Consider the following 19,061-nt stretch of genomic DNA (forward strand, 5'->3'; position numbering starts at 1 on the left):
CTGGCGCCGATGCCTCTTGAGCTTTCGACCGCTCAATCCTGCGCCTGAATGAGCGGGCTGTCCTGCTTGTCTTTCGACGCGGTTTCATCGTTATTGCGCTGTGGCGCGGCTTCATCGGCGGCAATGGTTTGCATGTTCATGCCCTGCTGCGACGCCGGCGCGCCGGTCGAGGGCTTGTAATGCGGTGCGGGACCATAGCCGCTTGCAAGCGCATAAGTCGCGGCAAGCGAAGCTGCAACAAAGACAACGCCACTGAGTTTGCTCGTCATGATCGTGCTCCTGAGGGTTTCGCAGATCCACTTCATCGGCCTCATTGCACGGGTTCAGCAAGCGACCTTCCGAAATGTGCACGCAGTCTACGTGCGTGCTTTCCCGTTGAAATCCCCACAGAAGCGTGGATAAGAATGGGCGGGCGGGCCTTGAATGAAGTCCTTTGCACGTTGCGGCGCCTTGAGGCCGAAGCACGCTAATGCAACGTTCTTAGAGGAAATACGAGCCGCGCGGATATAAGTCCTAAGGCGCCGCCGAGCAGCGTCTCCCACGCGCGCGCTGCGAGCAGCGGCACCGAATGCACGCCGCTCGCCGCAAGCGTCACGATGAGCGCAAACGCGAATGCGCCGCAAGCGATGTCATAGCGGTCCGGCAAGGCCATTGCATAGACGATCATTGCAAGCGCGGCCATCGTCCAGACGACGAGTGGAGCGTGCTCGGCGAGCGGCAAGCAGACGAGGCCAATGGGCACGCCGATCAACGTTCCATAGATGCGCCGCCGCACACGTTCTGTCGTGCCCACGGCCGATGTCGCGACCACATACACGCATGCAGTGATCGCCCATGCGGATTCCGTCAGCCCGAACGCAGCATTGAGCAGCACCACGGCAAGCGCGCCGCTTGCGGCTTGCAGGCCCATTGCGAAGGCAGGCGATATCACGCGTTCGCCGTAGGCCGTCTCCGAAGCGAGCGCCGGCAAGACAACGGGCCGCTCGGCCGGTCCACTAAGAAGGCGCGGCACGATAGCGGCGATCATCGCGATGAACAATGCAAGCGCGATGGCCCAGGCATCCGTAAGCGCCAGATTCATCGCGAAGGCCACGAGCTGGCCGATATAGATTTGCGATCCGATGCCCGCACCTGTTATGCCGAAGCGCTTGAAATAGCCCACGCAGAACGCGCCCGTCACCAGAATCCACTCCGCGCCGCCGCCCCCGGGATCGCGAAACAGCGCGACAAGTAACGCGAATGTCAGCGCACCGAGTGCGGCGGCTGCGCAAAGTATCGTCAGGTCGCGGCTCGATTTCGCGCGCGACGTTCGCGCTTCGGACACGCTTGCCCAAAGCGCGAACGTTGCCGCAAGCGTGCCGACCGATACGCTCGCCGGCACCTCGCGCGTGACGTCATGCAATGCGCCGATGGCCGCCGCGAGACCGTAGGCCGTCACGAGACGCAAGCCTTTGATGCGTCGATGCGTACCGGGGTCGATACCGTCGAGCCAGGTGCTCATAGCAGTGATAAGACGCACGCCCCGCAGTTGCCCGTCGTTCATTGCAATTCACCTCGGATAGGAACCGGCCTGCATCGCATTCTAGGCGGTCTTTTTGCGGGTCCTGCGTATGTTTCCGGTCGATGAAGAAGCGCGCGCACCCTGCGCCGCCGCTTGCACGATGCAGTCGGCGAGGCGCGTCGCCGCATCGTCGCGAAGGCGCCGCGTACGCTCGACGAGGCCGATCTCGCGATAGAACGTATCGTCGCCGAGATCGAGGGCAACCACGCCGCGCGGCCATGCGCCGATGCCTGCGGATTTCGGCGCCAACGCCACGCCCATTCCGCGCGCGACGAGCTGCGCAATCCCCTGCAGTTCGTCGACCTCGATTGCATCATGCACATCGATGCGCTTCTTGCGCAGAAACAGTTCCACCTGCCGCCCGCCGAACGAGCGACGGTCATAGCGAATGAACGACTGAGTTTCGATCAGCTCGCGCCAGGACTTCTTTTTATACGCACTCGGCGCGAGCAGGACAAATGGCTCCGCAACGAGCGTGCGCCATTGCAACTCGGACGGCAAAGAGAAAGGCGGACGAATGATCACGGCCATGTCCGTTTCGCCGGCATCGACCTGCGCGAGCAGATTGAGCGATACACCCGGCACGATGCGAATGCGCCATGCAGGCAACGTGCGACGGAACATGGCGATCGCATCGGGCAAGAGGACCGCATGCGCCGATGCGATCGCGCCCACGCCGAGCGTTCCTCCGCGTCCATCGTCGCCTTCGGGTTCTGCAAGCCGCGCGTAGAGCGCAATGAGTTCATCGGCAAGTTCAAGCGTTCGACGGCCCGCATTGTTGAGCGTGGCGGAACGGCCGGTGCGATCGAATAGCGCGAAGCCGAGATGCGCTTCCAGCCGCTGCATCTGCGCGCTGACCGCCGATTGAGTCAGACCGATATGCGCGCCCGCCCCCGCAAAGGTGCCGTGGCGCGCCACCGCGATGAAAGTCCTGAGTTCGCGCAGCATGTCCGATTGATCGATTTTCTTTGAGCTGACTCCCGGAATATATCGTTTTTCAGCACGATTTTTTATCAATAGAATCGGAGCCCTCTTTCTCCCAAGCCAGGACAAGGATCAATAACATGAGCACCCCGCAAGACGTCATGCCGCCGTTTCATCTCGCGTTTCCGGTTCATAGCCTCGCCGCCGCGCGCGAGTTCTATGGCGATCTGCTCGGCTGCCCCGAAGGACGCAGTTCGGATGATTGGGTCGATTTCAACTTCTATGGGCATCAGATCGTCGCGCATCTCGCGCCTGACGAAGTGGGACATCGCGCGACCAGCGCCGTCGATGGCGATGCCGTTCCGGTGCGCCATTTCGGCGTCGTGCTGTCGATTCCTCAGTGGGAAGCGCTTGCTGAAAAGCTGAAGGCTGCGGGTACGCGCTTCATCATCGAGCCCCATGTTCGCTTCAAGGGCGAAGTCGGCGAGCAGGCGACGATGTTCTTTCTCGACCCCTCGGGCAATGCTGTCGAGGTCAAGGCCTTTGCGAACATGGCATCGCTGTTTGCGAAATGAACGCTTGCGACGTTGCATGAACGCGCCAGGAAAAAGAACGGGACGCCTGGAAGCGTCCCGCTTTTTACATCAGCTGCGCCAAGGCTTACTGACCGGAGCCGCTCGCGCTGACCGGTGCGCCCGGGCCGCTAGGCGTTGCGGTGCCGCCAGGCGCGGTGGAAGGGCCGGTCTTCATCGATGACGAATGACTGCCGCTGTGCGACTTCTTCGAATGCGTCGACTTGTGCGAGCCGCCCCAGCCTTGCGTCGTGGTTTGCGCATTGTCGCCGGCTTGCAGGCCCGTAGCGGAACTCGGCGGGTTGTCCTGTGCGAATGCCGATGCACAGACGAGAGCGAATGCGCCAGCAGCGCACGAGAGAGCGATACGTTTCATGTCCAATGACTCCTGTTAGCGGTTGCAAATGCGATTCGTGCATTGTTCTGCATGCTGAGCCGCGCGCATGACACACGGCGGCTCGTCGCATTCCGGTCAGGAGCACGGGACGTGCCACGGTCTGACGAATCGATGACGGCTAAAAAGAAAACGCCTCGTGTGGTCTTGCCACGCGAGGCGTCGTCACATCATCGGCTGAAAAAACTTAGTGTCCGACTGGCCCCGTGGCCTTGAGATCGCCCGAGGTCTTTGCTTGCGGATGCGCCGCCTGCTTGATCAGCAGCGCCACCGCCGAAATGAGGCCCGCCACTGCAATCACAGCGAAAATGCCGCCGAACGTGAAGTGCAGGCGCGTCAGTTCCGCGACGAGGAACGATCCCGCGATACCGCCGAAGCGGCCGATGCCCAGCATCCATGCGACGCCCGTGCCGCGGCCTTGCGTCGGGTAGAACGCTGCAGCCAACGCGGGCATCGACGATTGCGCCGTGTTCATGAGCACGCCCGCAAGGAAGACGACCAGCACCAGCAAGCCGACATTGCCCGCCGCCTGTCCGATGCAATACACGCTCACTGCGGTCAACGCATAGCAGGCCGCGATGATGCGGTTCGCATTGAACTTGTCCATCAGCACGCCGAGCAACACCGCGCCCACGCCGCCGAGCGGAAACAATGCGGAGATCAGCGTCGCGCGTTGCGGGTTCAGACCGGATTCCTTGAGGAGAATCGGCATCCAGTTGATCGATGCATAGAAGATCACGAGGCCCATGAAATAGGCGAGCCAGAGCATGACCGAGCCGACGATATACGAACGCGACAGCACGACGCTCATGCCGCTTTGCCCTTGCACCGTCGGTGCGGCTTCGGTCATGAAGAACGAGCCGGCGTTGCGCGCATCCTGGGAAATGCGTGCAAGCGTCGCGCGGATTTTTTCGACGGGCCTGGCCTTCGCCACCATGTAACGCACCGATTCGGGCAGCGCGAGCAGCAACAGCACCGACAGCACCAGCGGAGCGACGCCGCCGAGGAACAGCACGCTGCGCCAGCCGAAGTGCGGGATCATCCATGCCGCGAGGAAGCCGCCGAAAGCCGCGCCCAAAGGAAAGCCGCAGAACATCAGATTGATGAGCGTGGCGCGCCTGTTGTCGGGGCAAAACTCACTCATCATCGTGACCGCGTTGGGCATTGCAGCGCCAAGGCCGAGGCCCGTGACGAAGCGCAGCACCGTGAGTTGCGTGATGTCCGCCGAATAGGCCGACGCAAAGCACGCGACGCCGAAGAGAATGACCGATGAAAGCAGCATCAGCCGGCGACCGAGCCGATCCGATAGCGGCCCGGAAAGCAGCGCGCCCGCTGCGAGGCCGAATAGCGCCGCGCTCAGCACCGGCGCGAGCGCGGGCCGGCTGATATGCCATTCCGTCACGAGCGACGGTGCGATAAAGCCGATCGCGGCCGTATCGAAGCCATCCAGGAGGACGATCACGAAGCACATCCCGAAGATGAGCCACTGAAACGGCGAGAACGGATGCTCGTTGATGAACGTCTGGACGTTCACGCTAGGACTTCTGCTCACTTCATTCCCTTTACGTAGAGAGGCAATAGATGTTCGCCAAGATGTTCGTTACGCGAACAGCGATTCACATAGCGAACTATGCGATTCGCGTGAGAGTACGCAACAACGAATGCATCCGCAACGCGGGGATACCCGGAAATGACAATGATCTTCAGCAGATGCGCGAGCCGGCGCGATAGGTCTCACGCGGCACGACGAGTCCTTGCGCCCGTGCGACGCGCACGAAATCCGCACGCAGGCCCATTGCAATGGCGCCGCGGTCGCGAAGCCCCGCTGCGTGCGCAGGCGCCCATGAAACAGCCGATACCGCGCGCGGCAGAGTCCAGCCCGCGTCATCGACGAGATCGAACACTGCGATGAGCAAGCTCGACGGCACGTAATCGGAAGACAGAATGTCGAGCAGCCCTTCGCGCGCGAGTTCCATCGCCGATACGTTGCCCGAGTGCGATCCGCCGCGCACGATATTCGGCGCACCCATGATCGTCGCGATGCCGTGAGCGCGTGCCGCGCGCGCCGCTTCGAGCGTCGTCGGGAATTCGGCGAGCGCGATGCCGTCGCGCACGGCTTCTTCGACGTGCTCGACGAGCGTATCGTCGTGGCTCGCGAGCGGTATGTTCAGCCGATTGCACCGCGCGACGATCTGCCTGCGATGCTCCGCTGCATAGCGCACCTGTTGTGCGGACCACTGCTCGAGCGCGGCTTGCGCGTGCGCGTCGCTCCACTTGCCATGACGCTCCTGAAACGCGCGCCACTTCTCGTGGTCCTGCCACTGACGCTGACCCGGTGTGTGGTCCATCACCGACGCGAGCCTGAAAAGCGGGTGCGCGCTGAGCGAATCGAATACTTCGACGACATCCGTCGTGCCGACTTCGCAGCGCAGGTGCAGCAGATGTTCCGCACGCAAGAGTCCGCTTTCGGCCAGCTTGCCGATGGCTTGCGCGCACTCGACCTGCACCGCGCGGCCGCGCAACGCGTCGTCGGGACGCGAGCCCACGCCGAGCGCATCGAATACGGTCGTAATGCCCGCCGACGCCACCTGCGCGTCATGCACGATGATGGCCGCTTCGTGATTCCATAGCACGCCGGGACGCGGCGCGAGATGCTTTTCGATGTTGTCCGTATGCAGTTCGACCAGCCCCGGCAGCAGATAGTCGCCGTTCCAGTCGATCGCATCGCGCGCCGCCGTGTTGCCCGTCGCAATGTCGGCGATACATCCGTCTTCGATGCGCATGACGCCCGTGAAAGCTTCATCGCGTGTGACGATCCGCGCGTTCCTGATCAGCATGTCCGTAGAGTTCCGTTGCGCTTGCATTGTTGTTCGGCGTGAGTGAATGGCGGCCGCCTGAGCATTACAATCGGACCAGCATAGTCAGGCGACGCATATGACAGTCACATCTGAATCGAATGATAAAGCGGCGGAGCGCATTGCACGCGTCGCGCTGTATTACTCGCCGCCTGCATCGTCGGCATGGTGGCGTGAAGGCTGCGAATGGCTCGGCCGAGATGCCGAAAGCGGGCGCGAGAATCCAGCGAGCAGCCACGCGTGGACGCATTCGCCGCGTCGCTATGGCTGGCACGCGACCATCGTGGCGCCGTTTCATCCGGCTGCGGGTGTTGCATGGGCGGACGTGCTTGCGGCTGCGCGTGCGTGGGCCAGCGAGGTTCGTGGCTTCGATATGCCGGTGCGCGTCGCGCAGATGAATGGCTTCATGGCGCTGCGCGCCGCGAACGACGAAGACGACGCACGCACGAGAGCCATTGCGGCCAGCGCGCTGCAAGCGTTTGCATCGTTGCGGGCGGAGCCCTCGGTCGAAAGCATCGAGCGGCGCATTCACACGGGCATGAGCGCTCGTCAGATTGCGCTGCTGCGGGAATGGGGCTATCCCTATGTGCTCGATGAATACCGCTTCCACATGACCCTCTCCGATTCCCTCGACGATACGAACGCGCGCGCGTCGATCGAGTCGCACTGGGCGCAGCGCATCGGGCAACTCGGGCCGCTTCCCGTTCGAGGCGCGGCGTTGTTCATCGAACGGGAACCGGGCGCGCCGTTCATGCTGTGGCAGCGCGTGCCCTTTAAGACCGCACAGGACGAAGCATGAGACAGCTCGACAGCGCAGGACTGATCTATGTGATGGGCCCATCGGGCGCGGGCAAGGACGCGTTGCTCGCATTTGCGCGCGAGCGCGTCGGTGCAAGCGCGATGTTCGCGCACCGCTATATCACGCGTGCTTTCGGCGATGGCGAGAATCACATCGCGCTGACCCACGATGAATTCGCATCGCGCGCGGAACACGGCCTCTTCGCGATGCATTGGGAAAGCCTCGGCTTGCGCTATGGCGTCGGCATCGAACTCGATGCGTGGCTCGCACGCGGGGTGCCGGTCGTCGTGAACGGCTCGCGACAGCATGCGCTTGCGGCACTTGCACGTTATCCCGATGCGCGCTTCGTTCATATCGATGCCGCCCCCGCCGGCTGGCGGCGCGGCTCGCGCGACGCGGACGTGAAGACGCGCGACAGATCGAAGCACGCCTTCTGCGCAAGCCCTCACTCGAGTTGCCTGCCGAGGCGCGCATCGTACGCATCGACAATTCGGGCCTGCTTGCGGAGGCCGGCTCTCGTTTCTTGGGCGTCGTCGAAGAAGCCGCACGGCAGCGCCCGGCACGGCATCTCACGCGCCGATAGAATGGGCGAATGCCCAAGCCACCCATGAACTCGCCGCGGCACGAGCACGCCTTGCCGCTTCATACGCCCAGTACCGCATCGCTCGCCACGGCGGCCGCCATCGCGATGATCGCCTGGCTCGCCATCGCAGCGCAGACGGATTTGAGCATCGCGCGTTCGCTCGGTCGCGGCCTGACCGTGATCGGCGGCCTCGCGCGCATGAGCAGCTATCTGACGAATCTGACCGTGCTGCTCACGGCACTGTGCTTCACATGCGTCGCGACGCGTGCGAATGCGCCCATCGCGCGCTTCTTTCGTCAGCCGCCCGTTGTGACTGCGGTCGTCGTGTATATCGTGTTCGTCGGCATCGCCTATAACACCCTGCTGCGTTTCTGGTGGACGCCGTCGGGGTATCGCGCGCTCGTGAACGAGACGCTGCATACGGTCGTGCCCTTGCTTGCCGCGCTTTACTGGTTCCTGTTCGTGCCGCGCTTCCATCTTTCATGGCGGCGATGCGCGCTGTGGCTCGTTTATCCGCTGTGTTATCTGTTCATCACACTATGGCGCGGCAGTTCGTCGGCGTTCTATCCGTACTGGTTCATCAACGTTGCAGAGCTGGGCTACGAACGCGTCTTCTTTAATGCGACGCTGCTTGTCGTCGCCTTCCTCGTGTTGATGAGCGTGTTTCTCGTCATCAATCACCGGCGTGAGGACTTGAGCGTGCCCGACCCGGAGGCGGAATCCGACGACATGGCCGACTCGGGCGCACAGCGATGATTTGCTCAGGCGTCTTTCGTATCGAACATCAGCAAGTCGACGCCGGCCTGTGCGAAATTCCCGAGGTCCGCAGCGGTCGCCTGGCCTTCGGGCGATGCAAGCGCGGACCGGATCGCATCGAGCGAATCGAATTCGAGCAGCGCGACGAGGTGATACGGCGATTCGCCTTGCGGCAACGCAATCGGCCCGTTACTCACCTGATAGCTTCTTAGCCCAGGCATTTTTTTAGCAAGCGGCGCGTGCGTCGACGTGTAATAGGCGTCGAAGGCTTCGTTGTCGGACGGGGTCTTGTACAGGGCTACGAGCTGGGCCATCGTTGTCTCCTCACGTTGATGTTCATTGCTTTTCCAACTGCAGATAAAGGCGTTGCACGTTCTGCGGCTGCGCTATCGCATAGAGCTTATAGCCGCTGAAATCCGGCGTCTGTATCGAATGCATTGCATCGGTGAGACCGACGCCGTCCTTATAGGCGCGCTTCACCGACGCATCCAGTTGACGCAGATAGACCCCTGTTTGCATGATGTCGTCGCCTCCGAGCGGAGGCCCGAATGCGGGCACGACAGTCCTGAGATCGAGCGCGCGTACATTCTCGAGTGCGCCGAGCCAGCCCGGAATCTGCTCGTTGCGCAGTTCAGGGATGCGTCCATTGGAGACGAGACTGCCCGCGAACAACACGCCCGTCTGCGTATCGAGCACCGCGAGATCGCCCGGCGTGCTTGCTGGGCCGAAATGCAGCAATTGCAGCTTGCGTCCGCCGCTTTCCATCTCCGTCGTGCCATCGATTGTGCGGTCGGGCACCGTCACGCGAGAGCCGGCCATCTCGTCTTCGCCAAGCGTCTTGCGCAAGTTCGCAAGACAGATGGCGCATCGCTCGCGAATCAATTGCGCCGTGCGAACGTGAGAGAGTATGGGCACGCCCCGGTCGCGAAACGCCGCCGCGCCGAACACGAACTCCGGCGCCTGATGCGTGATGATGACGAGCCTGACCGGCAAGGGCGTGACTTTGCGGATGGCTTCGATCATCGCGCGGCCATAGCGATACGACGGCCCGGTATCGATCACCGTTACGCCGTTCGTTCCCACGATGAAGCCGTTGTTTGCAACGACGCCATGATTCGCAGGCGCAACCGCATCGCCCGTACCGATGAACGCGTACACGCCCGGTGCAATGGCCACCGGCGCGGGCATGCCGGCCAGCGCGGCCATCGCCAGATGAGCGAACGCAAACAGCACCAGAGCAATCGCGGCCCTCATTTCATGGCCGACGTTTGAGGACCCGATTGCGCATCGATTGCGACGGCGCTCTCGAACGTCTTGTTTTTTGTATCCTCGATATGCGCCTTCAATTCGCCATTTCCTTCCGGCAGGAAATAGAAGCGGAAATTCGGGTTCTCGCTGATCGAGAAGTTGACGTTCGCGGTCATCACCGGCTTGCCGGCATACGTGATAGCCACCTTGCGTATGAAATAGGCGGTCGCGTAGTTTCGCGTGATCTGGTTCATCGCCATGCCGGTTCGATTAGGGTGCCGAACCATCACTTGCGCAAGCTCGGGCTTTCCGCCTGCGGGCTTGCCTTCGGCTTGAAGACGCACGGCGCCCGCTGCGCGTTCGGCGGCGTCGTCGTCTTTGTCGGCGGGGGCGGAGCAGCCACCCGATGCCTTCACGAAACGCACGGCGCTATAGAGATGGCCGTCGTTGGTTTCGGCTATCGCGCGCATGAACGTGTAGTCTTCGACGCGAACACGCGTTTCGATGCTCGCGAGACCCGACTCGGGCGTGAATTCGAACGAGCCCGCATACGGCTCCGGATTCTCGTCGATGAAGAGATAGACCTTGCTGATGTAACGCGCCGGTGTCTGCGGGAACTGCGCGTTGATCGCAATGGGCACGACAGCCGCGTCTGCTGCGCGCGCCGGTGCATCCAGCTTGATGACCGCGTCGCCACGCGAATCGATCGTGCGGCCCTTGAAGGCGCCCTCCCTGAAGTCGAGCCAGCGCGCGACCTTGTCGGGATCGTCGTCGGGCGATGCAGCTTGCGATACGCACGGCGCGAGCGATGCCAGCAAAGCCGTGGACACTGCGATGCGCTTCATCATGATGTCCTCCTGTGCCGCTACTTCTCCCACTCGAGCTCCGCATAGGCCGCCGTCACGTTGCGGCGATGATAGACCTCGTACAGCAGCCACTTGTCGCGCTGATCGACGCCTACCGTGTCCACGGCCTGCTGAATGGTGTTGCCTCGTTTAATGGCAGCGCGCACATCGCGCGCCAGTTCCGCGAGGTACTGCTCTTGCGCTTCGATGGACTCGGGCCACGGCGCATCCAGCGGACCATGTCCCGGCACCACATGGCGCGGATTCATCTGCTTAATGCGGGCGATATCGTCGAGCCAGCCGGTGACGCTGCCATCCACCACCGGTATGCATCGGACGAAAAGCAGATCGCCGAGCCATAGCGTTCCGCTCCTCTCATCGTATACCGTGATGTCGTTGTTGGTATGCGCTGTTTTCCATGTTTGCAGCGTCAACGTGCGGTCGCCGAGATCGAGCGTGATGCCGGTATCGACCGTCAGCGTCGGCGCGATGATCTCGCTGCCGTCGGCCGCCGCCCCGAGTTCGCGCTTTAGCGCACGGAGATAATTGTCCGCGCGCGCCGCCTCTGCTTGCGCGAGCTTTGCGCTGCCGACGAATTGCGGATGATCGTCTTTGAACGCCGCATTGCCGAAGATGTGGTCCGGATGCATGTGCGTATTGATGACATAGCAAACGGGCAGCGGCGTGACCGCGCGAATCGCGGCGCGAAGCTGGCGGCCTTCGGCAAGCGTGCCGCCCGTGTCCACCACCGCGACACAACGTGCACCGACGATGAATCCCACGTTGGCGATATCGCCGCCATTAGCGGGGGTCGCCACATCGTCGTCACCGCGATGCACATAATTCCCCGGTGCGATCGGCTGCACCGCGAATGGCGGAGCGGCATACGTCTTCATCGACATGCATAGCGCGAACAAAACAAGGGCGCGCACTGTCGGCGATACGGTCATCGAATGCTTTCCGCATCGGCAAGACGCTTTGGACGCATAAGGCCGAACTCCGCATACTCGCGCTCGAGAAACGACTCCGCATGTTCGAGCAGGAAACGTCGAAACGCGAGACACGTCGGCGACAATTGCTTCGAACGCGAATGCACGAGTTGCCATGTTCTCTCGACCGGCGTGCCGTTCACATCGAGCACCGCAATTTCGCCCGTGCGCAGTTCGAGCGCCAGCGTGTGCAGCGAAATCAGGCTCACGCCCATGCCCGCCATGACAGCCTGTTTGATGGTCTCGTTGCTTCCGAGCGTCACGCTGCGCGTCGGCACGAACAGATTCTGCCGAAACACATGCTCGGCAACGGCGCGCGTGCCGGACCCCGGTTCGCGCAGCAGAAAGGTATCGCTGGCGAGTTCCTGCAGGTCGAAGCGTCGCGCATGCCGCAACGGATGCGAGAGCGGCGCGACGATTACATGCGGATGCCATGCAAGCGGCTCCGCCGTCGTCCCGAGTTCGGGCGGCGGCCGCCCCATGATGGCAAGATCGGTCGCGTTGTCTTGCAGAAGCCTGAGCAATGTCTCACGGTTGCCGACCGAAAAATGCACATCGACATTCGGGTATTCCCGTGAATAGAGCGCGAGCAGCTTCGGCGCGAAATACGTAGCCGAACTGACGATGCTCACCGCGATCGATCCGCTATCGGCTTGCCTGAGCGACATCATCGCGTCATCCGCGTCCTTGATTTCACCGAGGATGCGGCTCGCATGATGCTGCAGCCTCTCGCCCGATTCGGTCAGCGCGAGCCTGCGCGCAACGCGCTCGAATAACGGCAAGCCCACGACGTCCTCGAGTTGCTTGATCTGCATCGATACGGCCGGCTGCGTCAGATGCAGTTCTTCGGCGGCACGCGCGAAGCTCGGGCAGCGCGTCGTGATCACGAAGATCTGAAGCTGACGCAGCGTGAGGGAACGGACGAAGTTCATGCGCGGGTCGCTGCATCGAACCGGTCAGCGGCTCGCGCGCGGCGCGTTTCCCGTCTTGACGGGCGCACCTGCAGGCGGCGGAGAGATGTTCTTGAGCGCACCCTGAAACGCGATGGTCTCCTTCTGCAACGGATGCGCGAAATCGTTGCCCGCGCCGGGCACTTCCGTTCGAATGAGAACCACGCTGCCGGGCACGTCATCCGAAACGACGAACGTGTAGCGCTTGCCGATGTATTGCGCAAAGCGGTCAGCATTCGGATCGTTGAGGTAAGGCTGAATCACGATCTGCCGCGCGTTCACGTTCTTGCCGTTCTTGAGGCCGAGCGTCTCGCCGGAGACTGGCATGATCGCGGGGCCAGCGGCGAGCGCGAGGCGTACGCGCTGCTGAAAATAGCGCTTCTGTCCGCCCGTCAATTGCTGCATCTCCGCGATGTCGTGCTCGAGAAAATAGATGATGACCGGATTGCATGGCAGGCCGCCCGGCACGTTGACATTGCCCGTGCGATCCGTCAGCCGCGCATCGTTCTTTGCATTGCCGGGGCTCATCACGAGCACGCGCACCGTGTCGCTGACCTTCGCAGGCGGACCGGAATAGTCGACGGCGTAATCGAGCTCCGTCATCGCATCGACGCCGGTCATATGCGGCTGCATGAAAAGCATGCGCTCGGCCGGCGCGATATCGGGACTTGGCGCGGACGCGGGCGGCGCATCGGCGGCGAGTGCATTCGTCGCCGCACCGGCAGCCACGGCCCACGCCGCGAGCAGCGCGCGAAGTGTTGCATGCGCGCCCTTCATTGCACTTGTGCCGGTTGCATCGGCTGCAGCGGCAGCAAGGGGACCTGGTAGCCCGTCAGTATCTGATCGATCTTCGGTTGATTGGAAGCGATCCAGTTATCGACCTTATCGCGCCAGGCTTTTTCGCCATAGCGCACGCCCATTGAAATTTCGAAATCGAAACGAATGCCCGGCTGCGGCGGAAAGGCCACGAGCCGCACCTTGTTGTCCGAGCGATTCACGAAATAGCCTGCGATGGGGCCCCAGACGAAGGCGGCATCGACATTGCCGCGAGTGAGATCGCGCTCGATCATCTCGCCGGGAAAAGCCTCGGGATCGCCGCTTTGCCCCTGATACGACACAGCCTGATCGATGAGGTTATTTCTTAGCAGCCAGTCCACTGCCGGGCTCTTGACGAATATCCCGAGCTTCATTTTCCTGAGTTGATCGGGCGGCAAGTTGACGAGGTCCGCGGGCGTCTTGATGCTTTCGTACTCGGGCCGGTTCGGAAGCACCATCGCGTAGGTGGAATGGAGATAGGGCCGCGTCGTCGCGGTAAGCTCATAGCCCTTGGGCACGCCGATGATCAGATCGCACTTGAAGCGTTCCGTATCGGGCACCTTCTGGCGCAGCGTATTGCGCACGAAACCCATGCGTTGCGGAAAGTACGTGTATTCGAGCTTGTAGCCGAAGTCACTCGCCATCTGGCTCGCGATCTTGTTCTCGTAGCCCTCGCCCTTGTCATTCGAGAGCGGCATGTTGTTGGGATCGGCGCATACGCGCAAGACACCATCGGCGCCGTCGTTGTTCGGCAGATCGGGCGGCGGAGCGCCCGCGCCCTGTGCAAGCGCGGCATGTGCGGCAAGCGCCGCAAAACATGCGGTCACTAACCGCAACGATCGGAACAATGCGCCGCTGGCATGACGGTGATGCATGAAGCCTCCGGGAGTGAACGCGGTCATCGAACGTCGACGTGCTTACTTCGCATCTATCGCATGCAAGTCGCCCGGATTGATCTTGCCGTCTGAACGTCCCTTCAGATACGCGTACAGGTTCTCCCAATTCTTTTGCATCATCTGGCTTGCGCTGAAGTCGGGCATACCCTTATCCACGCGCCCGCCGAATACGGTTCGATGAAATTCATTCTTGTCGAGCGTCTTCAATGCATCGACCAGTGAGGGGCCGACCATGCCTTCCTGCTTTGCGCCGTGACAGCGTTCGCATGCAAGCGCGCGCCATGTACGCCAGCCTTGCAGCGTATCGTTGTCGACCTTGTTGCCGTCGACGACCTTGTACGCCACCGGCTTCACCTGCCCCGGATCGGTCTCGGCAGACGAAACGGACGACGCAGCGAGCGCCATCGAAAGCAACAAAAGTGATCGGCCTTTCATGCGCTTGTCTCCTTGAATATGATTTGTGCGCGGCGGCGCGTCTTGCCGCCGCGCTTTACCACTCTTGCGCTTCCTACGTGGCCTCAGCCTCCGGGGATGGCGAACACGAACAGCGTGCCGCCGAGCGCCGTGTACTTGGCCAGTTCCTTATAGCCGCCGACCGCGCCGAGGCCTTCGGTCGACTTCTCGAGACCTGCCGCCATGCCGATGCCGGCCCAGCCGCCAATGCCCGAATACACGCCGACGTATTGCTTGCCCTGGTACTGGTAGGTGAACACGTTGCCGATGATCCCCGACGGCGTCTTGAACTTCCACAGCTCCTTGCCGTCCTTGATGCGAACCGCCTTGATGTAGCCTTCGAGCGTGCCGTAGAACACGATGCCGCCTGCCGTTGCGAGCGCACCGGACCACACCGAGAACCGTTCCGGCTTGGACCAGGTGATCTTGCCCTTGGCCGCGTCCCACGCGATGAAGTTGCCCATCGAACCGTTTTCGTTCGGGCCGGGATACATCGAAAGCGTTGCGCCGACGAACGGCTGACCCGACACGTAATCGACCTGGAACGGCTCGTAATCCATGCAGACGTGGTTGGTCGGCACGAGGAAGAGGCTCGTGTTCGGATCGAATGCGGCGGGCTGCTGGTCCTTTGAACCGAGGGCTGCGGGACAGATGCCTTTCACGTTGACATCGGGACCGGCCTTTTGGGTCGAGTAGGTTGCATTGCGAATCGGCAGACCGCTTTTCAGATCGACGCTGTCGGCCCAGTTCACTGCGGGGTCGTACTTCTGCGCGACGAGCAGTTCACCGCTTTCCCGATTCAACGTATAGCCGAAGCCATTGCGATCGAAGTGAACGATGGCGGGCACCTTCTTGCCGCCGATGTTCAGGTCCGACAGGATCATTTCGTTGACGCCGTCATAGTCCCATTCGTCGTGCGGCGTCATTTGATAAACCCACTTCGCCTTGCCCGTGTTCAGGTCGCGAGCGAAGATCGACATGGACCACTTGTTGTCGCCGGGGCGCTGAGTCGGATTCCAGGTGCCCGGATTGCCGGTGCCGTAGTAGACAAGGTTGAGTTTCGGGTCCCATGCATACCAGCCCCACGTGGTGCCGCCGCCGTATTTCCACTGATCTCCTTGCCAGCTTTTGAGCGAAGAGTCCGCTCCGACCGGCGTCATCTTTCCGTCGGACCAGGTCATGGTTTGCTGGGGGTCGAGCAGCATTTCATCGTCTGGACCGGTGCTATAGGCTTTCCAGACTTCCTTGCCGTCCTTGATGTTGTATGCGATGAGCCGGCCGCGCACGCCGAACTCGCCGCCGGAGATGCCGGTCAGGACCTTGTCGCCGAATACGTGTGGTGCGTTCGTATTGGTTTCGCCTTTCTTGGCGTCACCGTTCTGAGCGGTCCATACGACGTCGCCGGTCTTTGCGTCGAGTGCGACGAGTTTGGTGTCGGCCTGCTGGAGGAAGATCTTGCCGTCGCCATAGGCGAGACCGCGGTTGACGGTATCGCAACACATCACCGAGATGACCTGCTGATCCTGCTTGGGCTGGTATTGCCAGATGAAGGTCTGGTCTTTCAGGTTGATGGCGATGACCTTGTTCGGGAACGGCGAGTGAATATACATCGTTTCGCCGATGACGAGCGGTGAGCCTTCGTGACCGCGCAGCACGCCGGTGGACATGGTCCAGGCGACCTGTAGTTTGCCGACGTTGCTTTCGTTGATCTGCTTGAGCGTGCTGTAGCGGTGATTCGAGTAATCGCCCGCTTGCGCCGCCCAATTCGAGGGATTCTTGATGAGGCTGTCGAGTTGCGGATCGGCCTGGGCCACATAGGAATTCAGGCTTGCCGTCGCGACCACCGCCAGTCCAAGAACCAGGGTGCGTAAGTTCATGTCTCCTCCAGAATGATGATGCCTCCGACCCAGGGATGACCACGCTACCGGCTTGCATCGTGCGCGCCTTCTGGATGCAGGTAACGCGTTGCGCTTTGCCCGATTCATTGCCGGACGCTTGCGTATCGGGGCCGTTTGCATATTCCATGCCGGTCTGTTGCGGTCTCGGTGTTACCGAGTCGTAGTTGTTTTATGCGCGTGCACGCGGGTCACGGTGAGACATACTGTGTCAAATACGCGAATTTCTTTGCTTTGTTCTGTGCTGGGCGCCTTTGTGTTCTTGACGCGTTGCAGCAGGGTTTTCTTTGCCTTCGCCTGCGGCGCGCGTGCATACTGGACGCGTATGTTTCTCCTGCTTAGCGAGGCATCGCCATGACTTCAGCCGAGAAGGTCTATTCCGACGATGAAGTGCAAGAGCGGCTCACCGGACCGCTTTCTCACTGGTATTTCGAGGATGGATGGCTTAGACGCAAGTTCAGAACCGAAGGGTGGAAAGGCACGCTCATGGTCGTGAATACCGTCGGGCATCTCGCGGAAGCAGCCTGGCATCATCCGGATCTGACCGTGTCCTATGCATTTGTTGTCGTTAAGCTCAAGACTCATTCTGCTAAAGGGATCACCGATAAGGATTTTGCACTTGCTGCCAAGATCGAGGAGGTCGTGCAGTGGCAGCCGGCGCGGGACGGCGGGCCGCTCGAAGGGACTCCCTCCGGGGATCAGCGGTTTCGTTATATCAAGTACGATTAAGGTCTCTTTCGGTGAGCTTGTATTCGTGTCGGTCTATTGGCGCGCCCCTCCCCGGGGCGGGGGTCACTTTCTTTGCTGTCGACCAGAGTTGGCGCTTTAGCGCCTTACTCTGGTCCCATGCAAAGAAAGTAACCAAAGAAAGCAACTTTTCTTTCGAACCGCACAATGCACTAACTTGCGTGGCCACTTCGTAGAACACCGGTGGCTCTCAGCTTGACAAAGCCCTGAATCACCTTCCACGCCCACTGACTACTCACGTCCTCCGAGCCCCTTGGCTCGACAACACCACCAGTCTGCAAAGGCTCACGGCGCCACCCTGGCAAACAAGGTGAACGAGTTCTCTGCATCATCAACTTTCAGCGCCTTGCGAACTCATCGCAGCGTTCGAGTTTGCCTCCGTTCCCGTTTTTGCTTTTGTCTCCGTCTCGGCCTCGCCCTTGGCCGTGGCCTTGACCTTGACCTTGGCTTTAGCCTTGGCTTTGGCTTCTAGTTGAGTGTCGATGATGCGTAGCGTGTGGCGTTCGTTTGGTGCTCACGAGCCAAGGGACTCGGAGGACGCAAGTAGTCAGTGGGCGTGGAAGGTGATTCAAGGCTTTGTCAAGCTGAGTGCCACCGGTGTTCTACGAAGTGATCACCCGAGTCAGTGCATCGAAGCGCAACGCAAAAGAAACCAACCGCACCGCAGAAAAATTGGTACATCTCTTGCCTAAACCCCAAACCCTCGACCCCGGCGCCAGTAAAAGAACCCCGACCGAATCTGTGGAACTCAAAAACCCTCGCCTATCGCCGCGCCGTGCGATCACGGTCTCATCCTCGGCCCGGCTGCACTTGGGCTTCATCGATCCAAACGGATCGTTGGGGCGTTCGTTCGGCAGCGTCGGCCTGACCATCGAAGGCCACGATACGAGGATCACCGCAAAGCCATCGCAGCAAGCAACCCGAATACAAGGTACAACAACCCAAGCCCAGCACGACCGCATCAGGGAACACGTCGAACAACTGAAGGCAGCGCTGAACGAATCGCGCCACGTCGACATAGAAGTCCACGAAACACCGCGTCCCCACACCGGCCTGGGCTCCGGCACGCAGCTCGCGCTCGCAGTAGGAACAGCCTTCGCCCGCATTACGGGCCATCACGTCGATACGGCCGAAATCGCACGCATCCTGCACCGTGGCGCGCGCTCCGGCATCGGCATTCACGGCTTCGATCACGGCGGACTCATCGTCGACGGCGGACGCAACAACGCCTCGACACTACCGCCCCTCATCGCACGGCAATCGTTCCCCGATGCATGGCGCATCCTGCTCATCGACGACACGTCGCGCGAAGGACTCCACGGCGACGCGGAAAAACGCGGGCTCGCCGCACTCGCGCCCTTTCCCGCAGCGCTCGCCGCACACCTCTCGCATCTCGTGCTGATGCAAATCCTGCCCGCCGTAGCGGAAAGCGATTTCGATACCTTCGCCAGCGCCATCACGATCATGCAGCAGACCATCGGCGAATACTTCGCGCCCGTGCAAGGCGGCCTCTTCGCCAGCCCCGCCGTCGCGCACGCACTCGAAGCCGTCGCCGCCGAACAGAAAGCCGGTATCGGCCAGACGTCATGGGGACCAGTCGGCTTCGCGTTTCTTGCAAGCGCCGAAGACGCCGAACGCGCCCTCGTGACGGCGCGACAGGCTGCGCGCAACGCACCGCTCGCGTGCTCCATCACGACCGCCCGCAATCGCGGTGCAACATGGCGCGCCGCCGACCATCGACACCGCGGCGCCGATGCCGCCTGACCGCGACGCACACG

20 protein-coding genes and 1 pseudogene are annotated in these 19,061 nt (G+C 61.6%); 6 read left to right on the forward strand and 15 right to left on the reverse strand.

The features are described 5' to 3' along the window. Window positions 1-32: 32 nt before the first annotated feature. The 3 genes from P9255_RS03060 to P9255_RS03070 form a co-directional block, all read right to left on the reverse strand. Entirely contained in the window at window positions 33-269 is a 237-nt protein-coding gene (locus tag P9255_RS03060; RefSeq protein ID WP_309766652.1) for a hypothetical protein, read from the reverse strand. 197 nt (window positions 270-466) lie between these two features. Then, the gene (locus P9255_RS03065) at window positions 467-1,543 is read right to left on the reverse strand and encodes an FUSC family protein (protein ID WP_309766653.1); all 1,077 of its coding nucleotides are present in this window, start codon (window positions 1,541-1,543) and stop codon (window positions 467-469) included. Between the two features lie 39 nt (window positions 1,544-1,582). Continuing rightward, window positions 1,583-2,509 carry a LysR family transcriptional regulator gene (locus P9255_RS03070; protein WP_309789136.1) on the reverse strand — a complete coding sequence of 309 codons (927 nt, stop codon included), beginning with the start codon at window positions 2,507-2,509 and terminating at the stop codon, window positions 1,583-1,585. A 116-nt stretch (window positions 2,510-2,625) separates the two neighbouring features. Between P9255_RS03070 and P9255_RS03075 the strand changes: the two genes are divergently transcribed. Next, window positions 2,626-3,060, forward strand: coding sequence for a VOC family protein (locus P9255_RS03075; RefSeq protein WP_309766655.1), 435 nt, complete (start codon window positions 2,626-2,628; stop codon window positions 3,058-3,060). Between the two features lie 85 nt (window positions 3,061-3,145). On the opposite strand, the gene P9255_RS03080 is transcribed toward P9255_RS03075, so the two are convergent. The 3 genes from P9255_RS03080 to P9255_RS03090 form a co-directional block, all read right to left on the reverse strand. Beyond that, window positions 3,146-3,433: a hypothetical protein gene (locus P9255_RS03080; protein WP_309789137.1), complete on the reverse strand. Its 288-nt coding sequence runs from the start codon at window positions 3,431-3,433 to the stop codon at window positions 3,146-3,148. A 205-nt stretch (window positions 3,434-3,638) separates the two neighbouring features. Beyond that, on the reverse strand, window positions 3,639-5,003 hold the full coding sequence (locus P9255_RS03085) for an MFS transporter (protein ID WP_309766657.1): 1,365 nt from the start codon (window positions 5,001-5,003) through the stop codon (window positions 3,639-3,641). Between the two features lie 151 nt (window positions 5,004-5,154). Further along, window positions 5,155-6,315 carry an alpha-D-ribose 1-methylphosphonate 5-triphosphate diphosphatase gene (locus tag P9255_RS03090; RefSeq protein WP_309766659.1) on the reverse strand — a complete coding sequence of 387 codons (1,161 nt, stop codon included), beginning with the start codon at window positions 6,313-6,315 and terminating at the stop codon, window positions 5,155-5,157. Window positions 6,316-6,385: 70 nt separating this feature from the next. Here P9255_RS03090 and P9255_RS03095 point away from each other — a divergent pair, with 70 nt between their 5' ends. From P9255_RS03095 to P9255_RS03105, 3 genes and pseudogenes are all read left to right on the forward strand, one after another. Further along, window positions 6,386-7,105, forward strand: coding sequence for a DUF1045 domain-containing protein (locus tag P9255_RS03095; protein WP_309766661.1), 720 nt, complete (start codon window positions 6,386-6,388; stop codon window positions 7,103-7,105). Beyond that, a pseudogene (phnN, locus tag P9255_RS03100) lies at window positions 7,102-7,688 on the forward strand (phosphonate metabolism protein/1,5-bisphosphokinase (PRPP-forming) PhnN). Before P9255_RS03095 ends, phnN begins: the two are co-directional and overlap by 4 nt. 9 nt (window positions 7,689-7,697) lie before the next feature. Further along, window positions 7,698-8,444, forward strand: a complete 747-nt coding sequence (locus P9255_RS03105) for a Pr6Pr family membrane protein (RefSeq protein WP_309789138.1) — start codon at window positions 7,698-7,700, stop codon at window positions 8,442-8,444. A gap of 5 nt (window positions 8,445-8,449) precedes the next feature. Here the strand turns inward: P9255_RS03105 and P9255_RS03110 are convergent, their stop codons facing one another. From P9255_RS03110 to P9255_RS03150, 9 genes are all read right to left on the reverse strand, one after another. Beyond that, on the reverse strand, window positions 8,450-8,758 hold the full coding sequence (locus tag P9255_RS03110) for an EthD family reductase (protein WP_309766666.1): 309 nt from the start codon (window positions 8,756-8,758) through the stop codon (window positions 8,450-8,452). A gap of 22 nt (window positions 8,759-8,780) precedes the next feature. Further along, window positions 8,781-9,698 carry an MBL fold metallo-hydrolase gene (locus P9255_RS03115; RefSeq protein ID WP_309766667.1) on the reverse strand — a complete coding sequence of 306 codons (918 nt, stop codon included), beginning with the start codon at window positions 9,696-9,698 and terminating at the stop codon, window positions 8,781-8,783. Then, on the reverse strand, window positions 9,695-10,540 hold the full coding sequence (locus tag P9255_RS03120) for a quinoprotein dehydrogenase-associated SoxYZ-like carrier (RefSeq protein WP_309789139.1): 846 nt from the start codon (window positions 10,538-10,540) through the stop codon (window positions 9,695-9,697). The genes P9255_RS03115 and P9255_RS03120 overlap by 4 nt, the downstream gene beginning before the upstream one ends. Window positions 10,541-10,557: 17 nt before the next feature. Next, entirely contained in the window at window positions 10,558-11,439 is an 882-nt protein-coding gene (locus tag P9255_RS03125; protein WP_309766669.1) for a quinoprotein relay system zinc metallohydrolase 2, read from the reverse strand. Window positions 11,440-11,483: 44 nt separating this feature from the next. Then, window positions 11,484-12,458 carry a LysR substrate-binding domain-containing protein gene (locus P9255_RS03130; RefSeq protein WP_309789140.1) on the reverse strand — a complete coding sequence of 325 codons (975 nt, stop codon included), beginning with the start codon at window positions 12,456-12,458 and terminating at the stop codon, window positions 11,484-11,486. 24 nt (window positions 12,459-12,482) lie between these two features. Next, on the reverse strand, window positions 12,483-13,253 hold the full coding sequence (locus tag P9255_RS03135; protein WP_309789141.1) for a hypothetical protein: 771 nt from the start codon (window positions 13,251-13,253) through the stop codon (window positions 12,483-12,485). Continuing rightward, window positions 13,250-14,167, reverse strand: a complete 918-nt coding sequence (locus P9255_RS03140) for a substrate-binding domain-containing protein (RefSeq protein WP_309766674.1) — start codon at window positions 14,165-14,167, stop codon at window positions 13,250-13,252. The genes P9255_RS03135 and P9255_RS03140 overlap by 4 nt, the downstream gene beginning before the upstream one ends. Before the next feature lie 42 nt (window positions 14,168-14,209). Further along, window positions 14,210-14,593 carry a c-type cytochrome gene (locus P9255_RS03145; RefSeq protein ID WP_404980286.1) on the reverse strand — a complete coding sequence of 128 codons (384 nt, stop codon included), beginning with the start codon at window positions 14,591-14,593 and terminating at the stop codon, window positions 14,210-14,212. A 113-nt stretch (window positions 14,594-14,706) separates the two neighbouring features. Next, the gene (locus P9255_RS03150; protein WP_309789142.1) at window positions 14,707-16,518 is read right to left on the reverse strand and encodes a methanol/ethanol family PQQ-dependent dehydrogenase; all 1,812 of its coding nucleotides are present in this window, start codon (window positions 16,516-16,518) and stop codon (window positions 14,707-14,709) included. A gap of 372 nt (window positions 16,519-16,890) precedes the next feature. Here P9255_RS03150 and P9255_RS03155 point away from each other — a divergent pair, with 372 nt between their 5' ends. Further along, window positions 16,891-17,265, forward strand: coding sequence for a 4a-hydroxytetrahydrobiopterin dehydratase (locus P9255_RS03155; RefSeq protein WP_309766678.1), 375 nt, complete (start codon window positions 16,891-16,893; stop codon window positions 17,263-17,265). Between the two features lie 759 nt (window positions 17,266-18,024). Beyond that, entirely contained in the window at window positions 18,025-19,047 is a 1,023-nt protein-coding gene (locus tag P9255_RS03160; RefSeq protein ID WP_309766837.1) for a beta-ribofuranosylaminobenzene 5'-phosphate synthase family protein, read from the forward strand. Window positions 19,048-19,061: the final 14 nt, after the last annotated feature.

Source organism: Caballeronia sp. LZ019, from assembly GCF_031450825.1.
In the GTDB taxonomy this organism is placed as follows: domain Bacteria; phylum Pseudomonadota; class Gammaproteobacteria; order Burkholderiales; family Burkholderiaceae; genus Caballeronia.

What these genes read in the sequence shown, in the direction of transcription:
- P9255_RS03060 (WP_309766652.1), bottom strand. Translation starts at nt 269, where the DNA reads ATGACGAGCAAACTCAGTGGCGTTGTCTTTGTTGCAGCTTCGCTTGCC.
- P9255_RS03065 (WP_309766653.1), bottom strand. Translation starts at nt 1,543, where the DNA reads ATGAACGACGGGCAACTGCGGGGCGTGCGTCTTATCACTGCTATGAGC.
- P9255_RS03070 (WP_309789136.1), bottom strand. Translation starts at nt 2,509, where the DNA reads ATGCTGCGCGAACTCAGGACTTTCATCGCGGTGGCGCGCCACGGCACC.
- P9255_RS03075 (WP_309766655.1), top strand. Translation starts at nt 2,626, where the DNA reads ATGAGCACCCCGCAAGACGTCATGCCGCCGTTTCATCTCGCGTTTCCG.
- P9255_RS03080 (WP_309789137.1), bottom strand. Translation starts at nt 3,433, where the DNA reads ATGAAACGTATCGCTCTCTCGTGCGCTGCTGGCGCATTCGCTCTCGTC.
- P9255_RS03090 (WP_309766659.1), bottom strand. Translation starts at nt 6,315, where the DNA reads ATGCAAGCGCAACGGAACTCTACGGACATGCTGATCAGGAACGCGCGG.
- P9255_RS03095 (WP_309766661.1), top strand. Translation starts at nt 6,386, where the DNA reads ATGACAGTCACATCTGAATCGAATGATAAAGCGGCGGAGCGCATTGCA.
- P9255_RS03105 (WP_309789138.1), top strand. Translation starts at nt 7,698, where the DNA reads ATGCCCAAGCCACCCATGAACTCGCCGCGGCACGAGCACGCCTTGCCG.
- P9255_RS03110 (WP_309766666.1), bottom strand. Translation starts at nt 8,758, where the DNA reads ATGGCCCAGCTCGTAGCCCTGTACAAGACCCCGTCCGACAACGAAGCC.
- P9255_RS03115 (WP_309766667.1), bottom strand. Translation starts at nt 9,698, where the DNA reads ATGAGGGCCGCGATTGCTCTGGTGCTGTTTGCGTTCGCTCATCTGGCG.
- P9255_RS03120 (WP_309789139.1), bottom strand. Translation starts at nt 10,540, where the DNA reads ATGATGAAGCGCATCGCAGTGTCCACGGCTTTGCTGGCATCGCTCGCG.
- P9255_RS03125 (WP_309766669.1), bottom strand. Translation starts at nt 11,439, where the DNA reads ATGTCGATGAAGACGTATGCCGCTCCGCCATTCGCGGTGCAGCCGATC.
- P9255_RS03130 (WP_309789140.1), bottom strand. Translation starts at nt 12,458, where the DNA reads ATGAACTTCGTCCGTTCCCTCACGCTGCGTCAGCTTCAGATCTTCGTG.
- P9255_RS03135 (WP_309789141.1), bottom strand. Translation starts at nt 13,253, where the DNA reads ATGAAGGGCGCGCATGCAACACTTCGCGCGCTGCTCGCGGCGTGGGCC.
- P9255_RS03140 (WP_309766674.1), bottom strand. Translation starts at nt 14,167, where the DNA reads ATGCATCACCGTCATGCCAGCGGCGCATTGTTCCGATCGTTGCGGTTA.
- P9255_RS03145 (WP_404980286.1), bottom strand. Translation starts at nt 14,593, where the DNA reads ATGGCGCTCGCTGCGTCGTCCGTTTCGTCTGCCGAGACCGATCCGGGG.
- P9255_RS03150 (WP_309789142.1), bottom strand. Translation starts at nt 16,518, where the DNA reads ATGAACTTACGCACCCTGGTTCTTGGACTGGCGGTGGTCGCGACGGCA.
- P9255_RS03155 (WP_309766678.1), top strand. Translation starts at nt 16,891, where the DNA reads ATGACTTCAGCCGAGAAGGTCTATTCCGACGATGAAGTGCAAGAGCGG.